Below are 14115 nucleotides of genomic sequence, written 5' to 3'. Positions count from 1 at the left end.
CTATCGGCTTTATGGACAAAGCTATTGCAGCTAAAAAACCTTTCTTCGTATGGTGGAATGCCGCAAGAATGCATCTGTACACATATGTCAAAGACTCCCATATAGGTATTTCCGGTCAAGGTTTTTACAATGATGGCATGATGGAACATGACATGCATGTTGGAAAACTTCTTACTTACCTTGATGAAAAAGGAATCGCTGACAACACTATTGTCTATTATGGAACAGACAATGGCCCACATGGTAACTCTTGGCCAGATGCTGCAATTTCTTTCTATCGTTCCGAAAAAGAAACAAACTGGGAAGGAGCGTACCGCGTTCCTGCATTCGTTCGATGGCCGCAGGGCAACTGGAAAGGTGGCAAAGTGCTTAACGGGCTTGTTTCTGCATTGGATTGGATGCCGACCTTACTTGCAGCAGCAGGGGATCCAGAAATCAAAGAAAAGTTATTAACAGGGTACAAGGCTAACGGGAAAAACTTCAAAGTTCACCTAGATGGATTTAACCAATCTGACTATTTTTCCGGAAAAGTAGATACATCCCCTCGAACCCATTTTATTTATTATAACTCAGACGCACAAATTGTCGCCATTCGATACGAACAATCTGATTACAACACGAGTGCCGGCAGCATGGGAAGGGTGGGCACAGCGAACATCGGGAAACAGTCCGAAAAGGTCTACACGACAGCATGGAAAGTCGTATACGGTGAACAACGCAAACACACTCTGGCACTCTGGGCTGAACCATTTGTATGGCTCCGTTTACCCAAAATATTTAACCTGCGTCGTGATCCTTTTGAAAGAGCCGACTACAATTCAAATACATATTGGAATTGGTTCATCAACCATACTTTTATCTTTTACAAAGCTAATGAGCTTATTTTCGAAGAGTTAAAAACATTTAAAGACTATCCTCCGAGCCAGCGCCCAGACAGCTTCTCCATTGGTAATGCCGGTGAAGAAGTTTATAGAGACTACGGAACAGGACCTGGTGGCTCCACAGGAAAAGGAATCAACAACAAATAATAAAACAATCGGGGCGAAATAACGTGAAAGGCATACGTTCTTCGTCCCGATTATTTTAACAAGCTTTTTAAACAAGCTCAAAAGGGCGTGAATTTCACACCCTGACTGAGCTCATTGTAACCACACCACATGTATTTATAGCCAACTCAGGCACTCCGTGCCAAAACCTAGCAGTAACCAATTAGAATTCCCTACAAATTCTATGAGACTCATTGCTAAGAAGAAGGAGTATCATGCATAAAAACACGTTTCTTCATACACTAGTATTGTGGTTAATTTGTGCCTTGTGCACATTTTCTCTATTGCTTTTAGCGGCCAAAATTCTCGCATAACTCTTGGAACATACAATGTAATTACAACAGAAAATGCTCAAAAGTAATGACCTATGCAATTTTCAATTCGATAAAAATGATTGTGAGTTTCATTTTCATCAACTAGACATATTTTTACCAGTTATTTGAAAGTCCTTTTGTGTTGTAAAAAAGAACGAACGACCATACTACCATTTCCAGATTTTTTTTTTACACTTAAGGAACTCTGAAACTCATCACACTGGTGAGACGTTAAAACTTCATAGTAGTTCCTGACATGTTACAAATAAAGGCATCAGTCATTGCGCTTTCTATAGCCTGCGTAGCTTTTCTCCCGGTACAATGAGCAGGCACAATATATTTGGGAGACAGAGCCTGTAACGCCTCAACAGTCTGACCGATAAACTGTTCATAAAACGGCCCAGACAAATGAAAACCGCCCATGATAGCATAAATATCTGAAACTCCGGTTACACTCTGGGCATGCTTCACTGTATTTATTATGCCGGCATGAGCGCAACCAGAAAGAACGACCAACCCTTTATCACGAAGAACAAAAACCATTGAGGAATCATCTTCAATTACATCATGATGCTGTTCTCCTTTTTCCAAATAAAAGGCATTAGGCATACCTTTCTCAAAAGAAGTTTTTCGAGGGATCTCACCTAAAAACAACGCATGGTTATCCAGCATCTTATGAGGAGAAGTGGTTTCATGAATACGAATCCCCATTTTCTGTACTTCATCTCGTCTCAGTTTAGGAAATGCTAAAGCAAGTCCAGATGGTGTCTTTACAAATCGTTCTTTAAAAGCAGCTGGATGAGCAACAAGCTCAAGATCTCTTTTTCCAGTTAAGCGAACAAGTTCTTCCATTCCACCAAAATGATCAAAATGGCCATGCGACAATGCAAGCTCGTCAACTTGAGTCAAATCAACAGCAAGTAATTCGGCATTAAAAGCAGCTCCTCTTTCGGAGCAACCAAAATCAAAAAGCATACTCTTTTTATCGTCACCAAATGTAACTGTGATAAAAGCAGAATAGCCATGTTCTGCCAGTGGACTATTAAGCAAGTCCCCCGCATGGTCACTTGTTTTAGATAAGAGGGCAGGGCGCTGCACAACGTCCGAACTATCCATTGTCAGCACATCAATATAGTTATCTTGAAGACTTAATATTTCTACTGCATCTACTTCGTGTAACGCTGCCATAACAACCTTCCCTGTTTCTCTTGTATATACTTGCGAGCTACCCTGTCACGCTATCCTGCTGCATTCGCTCAATATGCTGTATCAAAGAGAGCGCATTTTTAGCATTAGAACGTACACTTCGATATTTTTTAGCCTGAGCAAAAAGGGTGGAAGCTTTTTTATATTCATTCATTTTTAAAAAGCACTGTCCAAGCAAATAAAGTGGTAACCCTTTTTTCTTAGTTTTAGAACAAACTACATTCAACGGCTCCACAGCCTTGTCATATAACTGGTTACGATAAAGAAGCTTGCCATACTCTAAATGACGCTTTGTAGTATCTTCCTGCGCCAAGGCGGTTTGGAGAGTTTCGACAGCCTTATTAATAAATCCTGCCCGCTCGTAAGCAATTGCCAACAAATCTAATTGCGAAGCAGTTAGTTTTTCAGGACTTTCTGTTAATATTTTACTTGCCAGCAGCGGAGCATCTGCACGCATATACATCTTTGCAAGCCGCACACACTCAGAACGAGTAGGAGCCTTCATACTGTGAGCAACTTGTAGAGCAGAAGAGGCGCTCGCAATTCGATTCATTCTTAGATTGATATTAGCTAACAAAAGCCATAACGACCTATCCTCTGGTTTTTCATTAACCAAAATGTCAAGCTGAGCAGATGCATTTTTCCACTGCTCAAGCGCAACATAAATATGAGCCAACAGTTTTTTTGCATCAAAGCTTTGCTTATTCACCTCCGAGGTTAGAGGAAGCATTGTTGAAAGAGCTTTATTATAATGCTCTGATTTATAGTAACAAACTGCGGCCTGATATTGACTTTTGAACCAAGCAGGCGCTTCATTAGCCTGAGCTGCGCCGCCCTTAGCCTTCTGCATTTCAGCTAGTTGAATAAACGCATCACCTGCTGGCAAAAATTGCTGCAGATAATACAAAGCAATCGCTTTATTCTGAAGCAATCCCAAATCATTGGGATAGATACTGACTCCCTTTTGATAAAGAGCAAGTGCCTTCTTATTTTTACCAAGCTGCATATAAGCATTCCCAGCTATAATCAAAGCTGAGACATCTGGTTCGGTTTGCTCCAAAATATGCTGAAGTAAAGCCACTGATTCTTCAGGTTTGTCTTGCTGTAATGCTTTTAGCGCTGCATTAATTTTGATCGAATTATTTCTTCCTGCATACGCACTTGAAGCAGGGAGGATAAACACCATACTCAATATAAAGCATACCGGTAACATTAATTTGTGCATGAAAACTCCAATGGAAGTGTAACCAACACGGCTACAGGCTTTCCATGTAATTGTGCGGGCTTAAAGCGCCACTTTTTCACAGCCTTTAACGCTGATTCGCTAAACATTTTTAAATTCTCTCCACTTTCCACAGTAGGCTTTTGAACTGCCCCCTGTGATGTCACAATCATTTTTATTATTACCTTGCCTTCCAAACGCCTTCTGCGAGCACGATTTGGATACATAGGAGGCGGTGTAAAAATAGGAACAGGCGCTTCATCAACTGCTCCTAAAGACAACACACCACTCTGACGAGGGATCGCTACAGCCACAGCTTGTGCAAGATTTATAGCAAGATCCACATTCAAAAGCTCAGGTTGAAATGGTGAAACAGGAGGAGCTGCAACCGGCGATAATGCCAACGGCTCGGCTGTAAGAGGTTCTGGTTTCGGCTCTTCTTGTTCCGGCTTCGGTTCCTCCTCTTCAGGAGTGTTTTGAGTCAATTTTTTAAGAGATACTGGTTGAGAAAAGCGCGTAACATTAGAAGGATCTACTTCCTGTTTCAAAAAAACAGGTGCCAACAAAAGCAATATCGCAAGTCCTGATGCCAGCACTAGTGAGAAAAAGCTTTGTGTTAAACGATAAGGAGCTGTCATCATGATGGAGTCCTGGCTGCGACGCTTAAATTAGTGGCACCGGCTTCACGACATGAATCCAAAACCTTAATCAATAGCCCGCTGCGACACTCCTTGTCTGCTGTTATAACCACAGCCCCTTCTGGAGTTTCCGCCAAAAAGCGGTTCATATAGCCACGAACCGAACGGACATCATAGATTTTTCCTTCAATCCATATTTCATTGCTTTCTGTAATGCCAATAATGAGGCTAGTGCTTTCATTAACAACTGCGGTGTTGGCAACAGGACGATTAATTTCTACACCTGCTTCTTTAACGAAAGAAGTAGTTACGATGAAGAAGATAAGCAGAATAAACACCATATCGATAAGTGGTGTCATATTAAGCTCGCTTTGTTGCTTTCGACGTCTTTGCCCTCGAAAATTAGCCATTGGAACTACTCCGAAAAGATATTTCTGATGATGTGTCTGACTCTAACGGTACAGGAAAAGGTTGTTCATCGAGATACGTTAAAAATAAATCAATGCGCTGCTTTAACCCGCTAATACGACGCTGAAGCATGTTAACAGCGATATAGCCGGGGATTGCTACAAGCAAACCTCCCTGCGTCGTAATCAGTGCCTGAGAAATCCCTTCAGCTAAGCCTCTGGCGTTTCCTGTGCCAAATTCAGCAATAATCGTAAAAGTACTAATCATACCGGTCACAGTTCCCAATAAACCAAGTAACGGAGCAGCCGCGGCAAGTAGGGCAATAGTGGAAACTCCTTTAGCCATTGTTTGGCAACATGTGTTCCCCAAAGTCGCCATCAAAGCATGATTTACCTCATCATCTCTACAACGCAATTTTTCAAAATCCTGCCTAAGAGAATGCTGCCAATGCCATTCCGGTGGCGGATTTTTCTGCAGTTGGTCAACGGGACGCTCATGTTTTGTAAACTGTACTAGTTGGCACAATTTATTAAGAATCAGCCACCACATTACTAGTCCGGTCACAATAATAGGGATTAGTACCAAGCCACCCGCATGGTATTGTTCTAATAATTGAGATAAGATATTCATTCCTATCTCCTATTGAGAATAGTAGCGATCAAAGCAGTTCCCTTCTCTTCCATGTCGTTTGCAAGACGATCAACACGACTATTGAGCAGGTGATGCAGCATCATAATTGGAATCGCCACTGCAAGTCCCAATTGAGTGGTAACGAGGGCTTCTGAGATACCACCGGAAAGCATGTGAGGATCTCCGGTACCGAACAGAGTGATGACCTGAAACGTATTGATCATACCTGTAACAGTACCAAGCAGACCGAGAAGGGGAGCTACGGCCGCCAATGTTTGCATAGTTGGTAGGAAGCGTTCCATTCGAGCAAGTTCAATCATCAATGCTTCTTCCATACTTTTTTCAAGAGCAGCAGCACTGCCTTGTGCTTTATTGAGCGTAGAACGTAATACACGGGAGGTAGGAGTGCTTCGTTCAGCAAGCAGAGAACGGCATTCTTCCCAATCTCCTTGCTCGGCATGCCCTAAAATTGTCTGAAGTTCCTTAGGGGAAGAACGACGTAATCGACTTAAGGTAATAAAACGTTCAAATGCGAGAAGTAAGGCGATGGCACCGATGCCCAGAATAGGCCATACCAAGGCACCACCTGCTGCAATTTTCTTCCAAGTATCTTCCTCAGCAATAAAACGTATAAACGCTGCGCCATGGCTAAAATCTAATGGAAGAAACTGCTCACCAGCAAATGCGGCAGCAATAGTTCCGTGGAGTTCAGAAGAAATACCTGTAACACTCTGAGGGACAGCACCATTACCCGTCAGCTCTAAAAAACCAGTCTCGCCTTCTAACGTCTTAAACATGGCAGAAGCTGTACCTGTGCGTAGTATTTCTGCTTCAACAGGCTGCCCGTCACTTCCAATAATTGTACTTTTGTAGCGGGAGACATCGGCGGTTGCCTGCAGTTCCTCAAAGTACATTTCAATTAACGTTGTTAAATCCGTCAATCCTGGCATGCGATCCGGAGCAAGCAACGTTGAAAAGGCATTAAGACGATCAGGGTTCTGCTGTGTATAAAAACTGGTTCGAGAGCGGTCTTGTAATAACTTAGCAGCAGTACGAACGGTACCTTCAAATGTCTTGATCTCTTCACGACGGCTCTTTAGCTCTTTAGTGAGCTTTGCCTCTTCTTTCAGTAACTGCTGGTAACGACTTGTCAGCTCATCCACCTGTTTATCAGTGCTCGTTACTGATTTTTTCAACTGAGCAAGTTTACTCGTCAATTGAACTCTGTTCTGTGTCGAAAGCTCTAAAGCTTCTTTGACATCTTTCTTGTGGGTACTGTTTAATTTTTTTAATGTCTTAAGAGTTTGCTGCCATTGCTGAGGAGTAATACTTTGAGCAGATTCTGCATACGAAACAGTACTGGAACAAATAAAAAACAAGGTAGTAGCGATAGCTAAAAATGAAATACGCATTTATTCTTTCTCCGAAACTGTGGAACGGCTGGCTAATATCTTAGTCGGTGCTTCTGAAGCATCAACCTCGACTACTTCAACAGCCAAAGGAAGAGGCGTTACCTCAACAATCTGCTTTCTTCGAGCAATTGTTTGCAACGAAAGAACTGCCTGCTTATCAGCATCACTGATAGCAACAAATTCCTTATGTTTCGGAGACCAAATCCCTACCTGTTTTTTATCTGGAGAGATGCAGTAGTACCCAAGGCGCCCAGCCCTGACTGTTTCAGCCCGCAACGCTTGTCCATCGAGAACGACATCCTCATTATCGACTTCAATGCCTGAACCATAACCGGTTTCCACTTCAAGAGTTTCAAGAACTCGGCGCAGTTGCTCAGCTTGTTCTAAATGAGGATCGGCAAGAGCTTTTCTAATGTTCTGAATACGCTCTTCACGTTCTGCCGAAAGAAAAGGCTGATCTTGCGCAATAAATGCTTCAAGTTTCTTAACAGTATGCTCAAGAAGGGGAGTTACCGCATTAGCAATATTTTCGAGTTCTTGCTTCTGACGTTTCATCTCTGAAATATTACTTTCCAGAGTATCAATGTAGCGGGAATATTTATTTTTCTGATGGGTAAGCCATTCCAGCTCTACCTGCTTATTATTAATCTGCGCAATAACACCATGTTTTTCCTGTTGCCATGCGCTAATTTTTTTCTGGGCTTTTTGCTCAACCGCAATAGTACCCGCAGCAAGAGACTGAGCTTGCGTAGAACTTGCATTAACAGGGGTTGTAAAAACCAACTGAGCAGCAAGAATAAGAAGGGGAATACGATACGTACGATACATTGGTGTCCGTCTCCATGACTCGAGTATTCGAGCCACAACTAACTGTTATGCTGATACGAAATGCATCAGCCAGACGGACTTTCAAAAATTCTGCAAAACAATGCAGAAAATGGACTGGTAAAAATCTTAAATAATACAATAAAACAGGGCTAAGCTGTAACCGGAAGTGAAGTATTTTCTAATGCGACTTCTCGCTTTCTACAGGACCTACAGATACCATAAATAACGGTATGACATCTCCTTAGTTCAAACCCTTTTTGCCTAGACGCTTCGTTATGAATACAGTCCAAATAAGGATTTGCAAAAGGAGTCTCAGTCCCGCAACACTCACATACCATCACAAACCGTAACTCACCAACCGGCTTGTAATGAATAGCACCTTCCTCTGTCTGTTCACTGCTTGCAAGCCCACACCCGGCTATAAGTTTAATGGTTCTATACAAGGTTGAAATGCTAATTGTAGGGTCTAGCTTAACAACTTCACGATATAACGCATCAACTGTTACAGGTGTAGTAAGCCGAATAAATACGTGCAGGATAAACTCCCGCTGCGTAGTAACTTTAAGCCCTTTTCGTTTAAGATAGCTTTGAAAGATACCCAAAGGCTCATTCATTGTTCCTAATCACCTCCAGTAATTATCTTTGTTAGCAACTGTTTACATTGCCTCATTCTGAAAGGCAAGAACTTTCGCGAATGACATTCATTTTCACATAGAGAACGTCGTAAAAGAGGAATAAACACCATCTTGAGATCGTTTTCCATTTTTTATCATTTTGAAAACAATGTATAAAAATAAAACCGACAAATTCATGTCGGTTTTATTTCATGCTTTCTGTTTTTGATCGAATCATAAGCATCAGAATTAAAGGAAAGCACTCACGGCCTTTCCGTCCAAAAAAACCTTTATGTGCCTCGCTACCTTTTCTTCACCAGCTCCATAATATTTCACAGAAACGGTTTGTCCTGTCTTCAAAAACTCAATTTGAACTTTCCGCTTTTTACTAAATAAACTGTTTGAACGAAGCATTATTCTTGAATCAGGAGCAATATGGAATGTCATATATTGTCCAGAATTACTCTTAACCGCAAAAACCGAACTCTCTAAATCAACTGAAACCACTTGACCGGTAACTTTCGGCCATTCCGCATCGCCACTAGCAAAAACTGTTAACACCGCTCCGACGCTGATACACATAAACACAACGACGGTCATTAGCTGAGGAGCAAGCCTCATAACTTTTCTCCATTCATCTATCTAAAACCTCAGGTAAAATACCAGCAGTTTGTTACTCAATGAAGAAAGTATATGATGCCACCAACAACAAAAAACAAACATGAACATTACAGTGTTGTTAGAATAGGAAACAGCAGGGTGAATGTGGTCCCTTTGCCAACTTTTGATTCGACTGTCACGTTCCCGCCATGAGCTGTCATAATAGTTTGAACAAAGGCAAGCCCAAGCCCAGCATTTGAACGATCAGAACGGGCTGTGTCGGCTCGATAAAAGCGAGTAAATATATGCGGCAAGTGCTTTTCTTCAATACCTGCTCCAGTATCCGTCACCAAAATCTTTACAAAATCACCCGCACGTTCTGAAGCAAATACAATATGACCGCCTTGGGGAGTAAAACGAAGTGCATTACTACCAAGATTCATTAAAGCTCGTCTCAATAAATCCCTATTGGCAATAACAGTTCCGCTAGCTTCGTAACGGATTTCGACATCATGTTCTTCAGCCAAAGACTCCAGAAGCATTTTCTGAAATTCAAACTCCTCTTCAATTGAACAAACTTCAACATGTAATGTATCTTTCATATGTTCTGTACGAGCGAGAAACAGCATATTTTCAATCAACTTTGATAAGTGGGTTGCCTCACTTTCAATAGTTTCCAACGTCTGCTTGTATTCAGAAGGTTCTCTATCACGGTTAAGTGTCACGCTGGCTGCAGAAAGCATATTACTCACAGGTGTTCGCATTTCATGCGCAATATCAGCAGAAAATTGACTTAACACAATAAACGCTTTTTCTAGTCTTTCAAGCATGGCGTCAAAAGAACTGGCGAGACTCGCCACTTCTCTAGGCCACGGCTGTTCACCAATACGCTCAGAAAGGTGCTCAGAAGAAATACCGCGCATAAGGGAAGTTACATGGTGAAGAGGGCGTAGACCATATCCACTGACAAACCAGCTTATGCCAACAGATAACAAAATTCCTGCTACTAAAACCATAGCAAGATTCCATCGATACTCACTGAGCAATTTATTCGTCGGGCTTAAGTCATACGCAGCATCGACCCTCCAAGAGTGCCCTGGAGAAGTATTTATTCGAAATGATGTCACTCGATATTCTATTCCAGACTTGGGATCTATCCAAACATCATAAGTCGCAGGGGTAGACTGGGCAAAAACCTCAGGAGGAATGCTCATATTAGGTGTTGAAAGATACAACTCTTTGTTCGTAGAAAAAACCCGTACACCAAGCCTGCCGTGAGCGTTTACGGCATATTCCCAAATCAGCTGCCAGCTTTCCGAATTCGTTGTATTAGAAAGAGTTTTTACAGCCTTTCCAATAAAAGTTGTTGACTCTATAAACTCAGCTTTGTCTTCAATTCGAAGCTGATTTTTAAGCTCTGAATAAAGAAGGATAGAGGTCGATAACACTATCAATGTTGTAATAACAGCAAAGGAGAACGCCAGCCGAGCCTGAAGAGATGATGTCCGTAATGAAATAAACCTACTCCCCAGTTCTAAGGACATAGCCGACTCCACGTTGGGTATGAATCAATTTACTTTCAGACTCTGAATCAATTTTAATGCGTAATCGACTGACAGCAACATCAACAACATTTGTATCGCAATCAAAGTTAATTCCCCATAATTGCTCTGCAAGAACCGTACGGGTAATCACCTCGCCTTTTCGACGCATGAAAAGCTGTAATAGAGCGAACTCTTTAGGGGTCAAGTCAATAACTCTTCCCGCACGAGTTGCCTGATGAGTCAGCAGGTTAAGGGTAAGGTCACTAACAGCAAGTTCGGTTTCAGCATGAACAACAGGAGAGCATCTGCGAAGAAGGGCTCTGACTCTCGCCAACAACTCTGCAAATGCAAACGGCTTCACCAAATAATCGTCTGCACCAAGCTCTAAGCCCCGTACTTTATCTTCTACGCCATCACGTGCTGTAAGAAAAAGAACCGCAACCTGCCTATCTGCCTTCTTTACTGTTTCAAGTATACTCAAGCCATCTAGTCCCGGAAGCATAATATCAAGGATCGCCAAGGAGTATTCTTCTGTTAGCAAATAATGGAGACCATCAGGCCCCGTATGAGCTACATCAACAACAAAACCTTCTTCACGGAGTCCCTTCGCTATGTATGTTGCGGCTGTTTCCTGATCTTCAACTAGAAGTATTTTTGTAGCATTTGGCATGCTCTTCTCCCGCCTTGTTACTGAAATATTAATAAGCCAACGCAGTAAGAGGTTGACTATTCTTTACTCACTTTTCTCATACAACAGAACGCACAATAGAGCATACAAAACTTCATTACAATCCTGTCAGAATTACAACACAAACCATAAAAAAAGGGGAGCTATGCTCCCCTTAAAAATCAATCCCACTATGTGTTATGAAGTATGGCGACTTGCTTCCTGCTTCCACTCGGAAACAACAGTTCTAATTTCGTCAATGTTTTCAGCAGTTGTATCAAAATGTTCAGCGAACACATGGAGTGTTGTAGCGCCTCTGGGGCTGAACAACCCCTTTACGCGACACCACAAAGGCTCAAGCGCTTCCACAAAGTCTTCAAGCATAGTATTAGCGATAGTCTCCATAAAGGACTGGTGGTTACGATACGCAAAAAAGTACAGCTTCATACTTTTTGACTCAACAATACGTTTATTTGGGATATATTCCATAACGATTACCCCAAAATCCGGCTGCCCTGTCATCGGGCATAACGACGTGTACTCTGGAAATTCTACACTGACTATATATGGTCGGTTAGGGTAGTTGTTAGGAAACGTTTCAAGAATACCCGAATGAGGGCCCTCAAGAGTATATTTTGTTTCTCCACCTTTACCGAGCACTTCAAGGTGGTCCGTTTTATCCTGACTTCTGGTAATTGTCATTTTGCCATCTCCTTATCATCTAATAGGCGGCATTAGTTTGACTTCACAAAACACAAATGGCAAGGGGTGCGCAGGTAATTATTAATTCGCCCGGGGCTGTTTCCCCGATAGCGAAGGGCACTAAAGCCCATCTTTAGGAGTGTTGATCCGAAGGAGTTACGATTATGGATTCTTTAGACCGCAAGGTTCTTCCTTTGCTGTTGAGCCTGTTTATTGGCGGGCTTGTTGTTGCTGCACTTATTTCCAGCAAAATTATTATGGTTGCTGGAGTTGCTGTTCCGGCAGGGGTGCTCGCATACTCAATCACATTTATTATCTCTGATGTAATAAGTGAGATATGGGGAAAGGACTGCGCAAATAATATCGTTCAATGCGGTTTCATTACGTTGCTAATGACATCTGCTTTAGCGTGGGCCGCAGTAACTTGGCCTTCAGCTCCATTCTGGAATGGGCAAGAAAGCTTTTCGGCTGTCATCGGCAGTACACCGCGCATTGTAGCCGCTTCACTTGTTGCCTATCTTGTCAGTCAAAAACACGATATATGGCTTTTCCACTTGTTGAAAGAAAAGACAAACGGAAGACATTTATGGCTCCGAAATAATGCCTCGACAGTCATTTCTCAACTCATTGATTCTACAATTTTTGTTACAATCGCTTTTTGGGGTATCCTTCCGGTAGGAGAAGTCATTTTAGGACAATGGCTCATCAAACTGACAATTGCTCTTATTGATACACCAATTGTGTATATCCTCTGCCATTCATTGCGAAAACAAGCCCAATTGGCTGACGCAATATAACATCATAGTTTTATCAGTAAAAAAGGCGGCACATTGTGTCGCCTTTTTTATTATCCTTGGTGTTCCCATCTGCCTTGTCTTTCTTTTTATGATACAATCGTACCCTATATTTTTTTTCATAAACAAAAGGGAACATCATGCAAAATATACCACGATATTTATATGTAATTCTCTGCACAATTTTGTGCCTTACCATTACAGGCGTTGCGAATGCCTGCACAGGCATTCAAGTTCAAGCAACGGACGGGGCAGTCATATTTGCCCGCACTCTCGAATTCGGGACGCCTCTCAAATCGAACATTATGTTTTCCCCAGCAGATCAAAACTGGGCTAGTTCTACACCAAACAATAAAAAAGGGATGGCTTGGAAAAACACTTATGCCTTCCTTGGAACCAACATACTGGATGAGCGCATATTCATCGACGGAATCAACGAAAAAGGACTATATGTAGGCGGGTTCTGGTTCCCGAACATGGCAAACTACGCAAAACCTGTTGGCGAATCCGCATCACGCATGATGGCTCCGGCAGATGTGGTATCTTTTCTTTTAGGCACATGCGGTTCATTGAAAGGCGTAGAAGATGCGCTTGAAGATATTGAAATCGTCGGTGTTAAAAATAAACAGCTGGGAACCATTCCACCAATGCATTGGATCGTCATAGACAACGCCGGTAATGCTATCGTTATCGAACCACTTGCCGGGGAAATTGTTATCGCTAAAAATCCTGTCGGAGTGTTCACCAACTCGCCACAATTCCTATGGCATCTACAAAACTTATCTAACTACATAAATTTGTCAGCTGAAAACATTCCATCGAAAAAATTTAAAGAATACACAGCAACAGCCATTGGTGAAGGAACCGGTATGATGGGAATACCGGGAGACTACACACCACCATCACGGTTCGTACGTGCAGCGCTTCTACGCAATGCAGCAACTCCGACAAGAACGGCTGACGAAGCACTAAACCAAGCTTTCATGCTCATCAGTAATGTTTCCATCGCCAAAGGACTTGCTCGAAATGGCTCGAATATAGCTGATTATACACAATGGACAGCGGTATACGACTTACAACGGAAGCGTTGTTACTTCAGAACATATATGAATCAAGACATCAGAGTCGTACACTTGGACAAGCTTTTAAAACAAAAGGATAACGTTGTATCCATCCCGATGTGGGATGTGCCACCGAGTTACAAAGACATCACCGACTCGGCAAAATAAAATTAAAAACGAGTAGTGCCGAAGCACTACTCGTTTTTTGTATCAATATTGTGTTCTGAAACATCTTCTTTCTTCACAGCAAGCTTTTGCTTAAGCCAAGGACGAATAAATAAAAAATAGGCAAGCGCTGCAAATGCAACGACTACCGTATCCAAATATTTAGTTATCACATCGGGATAAAAAAAATATATTCCGCCCGCAATGCACACAGCTGAAAACATAAGATATACATTCGTCATCTTCATACCTGCGATTCTCCTA

At 42.1% G+C, this 14115-nt stretch carries 16 protein-coding genes; 3 read left to right on the top strand and 13 right to left on the bottom strand.

Going from position 1 to position 14115, the window contains the following annotated elements; translation table 11 throughout:
• Positions 1–1028 (top strand): sulfatase-like hydrolase/transferase (locus QZY95_RS10560; RefSeq protein ID WP_290923194.1); only part of this gene is annotated, 1028 nt, incomplete at its 5' end.
• A gap of 563 nt (positions 1029–1591) precedes the next feature.
• Here the strand turns inward: QZY95_RS10560 and QZY95_RS10555 are convergent.
• From QZY95_RS10555 to queF, 12 genes are all read right to left on the bottom strand, one after another.
• Positions 1592–2548 (bottom strand): MBL fold metallo-hydrolase, encoded by a 957-nt coding sequence (locus QZY95_RS10555; protein ID WP_290923191.1) that lies wholly within the window; start codon positions 2546–2548, stop codon positions 1592–1594.
• A 37-nt stretch (positions 2549–2585) separates the two neighbouring features.
• Positions 2586–3791, bottom strand: a complete 1206-nt coding sequence (locus QZY95_RS10550; protein WP_290923188.1) for a tetratricopeptide repeat protein — start codon at positions 3789–3791, stop codon at positions 2586–2588.
• Positions 3779–4429 (bottom strand): energy transducer TonB, encoded by a 651-nt coding sequence (locus QZY95_RS10545; protein WP_290923184.1) that lies wholly within the window; start codon positions 4427–4429, stop codon positions 3779–3781. Before QZY95_RS10545 ends, QZY95_RS10550 begins: the two co-directional genes overlap by 13 nt.
• A complete protein-coding gene (locus tag QZY95_RS10540; protein WP_290923181.1) occupies positions 4426–4836 on the bottom strand; it encodes a biopolymer transporter ExbD in 411 nt (136 codons plus the stop codon). The genes QZY95_RS10545 and QZY95_RS10540 overlap by 4 nt, the downstream gene beginning before the upstream one ends.
• Positions 4829–5464, bottom strand: coding sequence for a MotA/TolQ/ExbB proton channel family protein (locus tag QZY95_RS10535; protein WP_290923180.1), 636 nt, complete (start codon positions 5462–5464; stop codon positions 4829–4831). Before QZY95_RS10535 ends, QZY95_RS10540 begins: the two co-directional genes overlap by 8 nt.
• A gap of 2 nt (positions 5465–5466) precedes the next feature.
• Positions 5467–6876: a MotA/TolQ/ExbB proton channel family protein gene (locus tag QZY95_RS10530; protein WP_290923177.1), complete on the bottom strand. Its 1410-nt coding sequence runs from the start codon at positions 6874–6876 to the stop codon at positions 5467–5469.
• Entirely contained in the window at positions 6877–7704 is an 828-nt protein-coding gene (locus tag QZY95_RS10525; RefSeq protein ID WP_290923174.1) for a DUF3450 domain-containing protein, read from the bottom strand.
• A 149-nt stretch (positions 7705–7853) separates the two neighbouring features.
• On the bottom strand, positions 7854–8318 hold the full coding sequence (locus tag QZY95_RS10520) for a Fur family transcriptional regulator (protein WP_290923172.1): 465 nt from the start codon (positions 8316–8318) through the stop codon (positions 7854–7856).
• Positions 8319–8567: 249 nt separating this feature from the next.
• The gene (locus QZY95_RS10515; protein ID WP_290923170.1) at positions 8568–8939 is read right to left on the bottom strand and encodes a hypothetical protein; all 372 of its coding nucleotides are present in this window, start codon (positions 8937–8939) and stop codon (positions 8568–8570) included.
• Between the two features lie 107 nt (positions 8940–9046).
• Positions 9047–10462, bottom strand: a complete 1416-nt coding sequence (locus QZY95_RS10510; RefSeq protein ID WP_290923168.1) for a heavy metal sensor histidine kinase — start codon at positions 10460–10462, stop codon at positions 9047–9049.
• Complete coding sequence (locus QZY95_RS10505) at positions 10440–11132, bottom strand: heavy metal response regulator transcription factor (protein WP_290923166.1); 693 nt, start codon at positions 11130–11132, stop codon at positions 10440–10442. Before QZY95_RS10505 ends, QZY95_RS10510 begins: the two co-directional genes overlap by 23 nt.
• A 195-nt stretch (positions 11133–11327) precedes the next feature.
• Positions 11328–11831 (bottom strand): preQ(1) synthase, encoded by a 504-nt coding sequence (queF, locus tag QZY95_RS10500; RefSeq protein ID WP_290923164.1) that lies wholly within the window; start codon positions 11829–11831, stop codon positions 11328–11330.
• A gap of 164 nt (positions 11832–11995) precedes the next feature.
• Here queF and QZY95_RS10495 point away from each other — a divergent pair, with 164 nt between their 5' ends.
• Positions 11996–12628: a queuosine precursor transporter gene (locus QZY95_RS10495; RefSeq protein WP_290923161.1), complete on the top strand. Its 633-nt coding sequence runs from the start codon at positions 11996–11998 to the stop codon at positions 12626–12628.
• A 137-nt stretch (positions 12629–12765) separates the two neighbouring features.
• On the top strand, positions 12766–13854 hold the full coding sequence (locus QZY95_RS10490; RefSeq protein ID WP_290923160.1) for a choloylglycine hydrolase family protein: 1089 nt from the start codon (positions 12766–12768) through the stop codon (positions 13852–13854).
• A gap of 26 nt (positions 13855–13880) precedes the next feature.
• Here QZY95_RS10490 and QZY95_RS10485 read toward each other — a convergent pair whose 3' ends face one another.
• Positions 13881–14099: a hypothetical protein gene (locus tag QZY95_RS10485; protein WP_290923159.1), complete on the bottom strand. Its 219-nt coding sequence runs from the start codon at positions 14097–14099 to the stop codon at positions 13881–13883.
• Between the last annotated feature and the right edge of the window lie 16 nt (positions 14100–14115).

This window comes from Halodesulfovibrio sp., assembly GCF_015482765.1.
In the GTDB taxonomy this organism is placed as follows: Bacteria; Desulfobacterota; Desulfovibrionia; order Desulfovibrionales; family Desulfovibrionaceae; genus Halodesulfovibrio.
The sequence above is the reverse complement of the archived record's forward strand: the minus strand, read 5'-3'. Positions and strand labels throughout refer to the sequence as shown.

Bases quoted from the DNA above. Each gene is read 5' to 3' on its own strand.
- queF (WP_290923164.1), bottom strand. From the start codon at position 11,831: ATGACAATTACCAGAAGTCAGGATAAAACGGACCACCTTGAAGTGCTC.
- QZY95_RS10550 (WP_290923188.1), bottom strand. From the start codon at position 3,791: ATGCACAAATTAATGTTACCGGTATGCTTTATATTGAGTATGGTGTTT.
- QZY95_RS10540 (WP_290923181.1), bottom strand. From the start codon at position 4,836: ATGGCTAATTTTCGAGGGCAAAGACGTCGAAAGCAACAAAGCGAGCTT.
- QZY95_RS10490 (WP_290923160.1), top strand. From the start codon at position 12,766: ATGCAAAATATACCACGATATTTATATGTAATTCTCTGCACAATTTTG.
- QZY95_RS10535 (WP_290923180.1), bottom strand. From the start codon at position 5,464: ATGAATATCTTATCTCAATTATTAGAACAATACCATGCGGGTGGCTTG.
- QZY95_RS10505 (WP_290923166.1), bottom strand. From the start codon at position 11,132: ATGCCAAATGCTACAAAAATACTTCTAGTTGAAGATCAGGAAACAGCC.
- QZY95_RS10520 (WP_290923172.1), bottom strand. From the start codon at position 8,318: ATGAATGAGCCTTTGGGTATCTTTCAAAGCTATCTTAAACGAAAAGGG.
- QZY95_RS10495 (WP_290923161.1), top strand. From the start codon at position 11,996: ATGGATTCTTTAGACCGCAAGGTTCTTCCTTTGCTGTTGAGCCTGTTT.
- QZY95_RS10485 (WP_290923159.1), bottom strand. From the start codon at position 14,099: ATGAAGATGACGAATGTATATCTTATGTTTTCAGCTGTGTGCATTGCG.
- QZY95_RS10525 (WP_290923174.1), bottom strand. From the start codon at position 7,704: ATGTATCGTACGTATCGTATTCCCCTTCTTATTCTTGCTGCTCAGTTG.
- QZY95_RS10515 (WP_290923170.1), bottom strand. From the start codon at position 8,939: ATGAGGCTTGCTCCTCAGCTAATGACCGTCGTTGTGTTTATGTGTATC.
- QZY95_RS10530 (WP_290923177.1), bottom strand. From the start codon at position 6,876: ATGCGTATTTCATTTTTAGCTATCGCTACTACCTTGTTTTTTATTTGT.
- QZY95_RS10555 (WP_290923191.1), bottom strand. From the start codon at position 2,548: ATGGCAGCGTTACACGAAGTAGATGCAGTAGAAATATTAAGTCTTCAA.
- QZY95_RS10545 (WP_290923184.1), bottom strand. From the start codon at position 4,429: ATGATGACAGCTCCTTATCGTTTAACACAAAGCTTTTTCTCACTAGTG.
- QZY95_RS10510 (WP_290923168.1), bottom strand. From the start codon at position 10,462: ATGTCCTTAGAACTGGGGAGTAGGTTTATTTCATTACGGACATCATCT.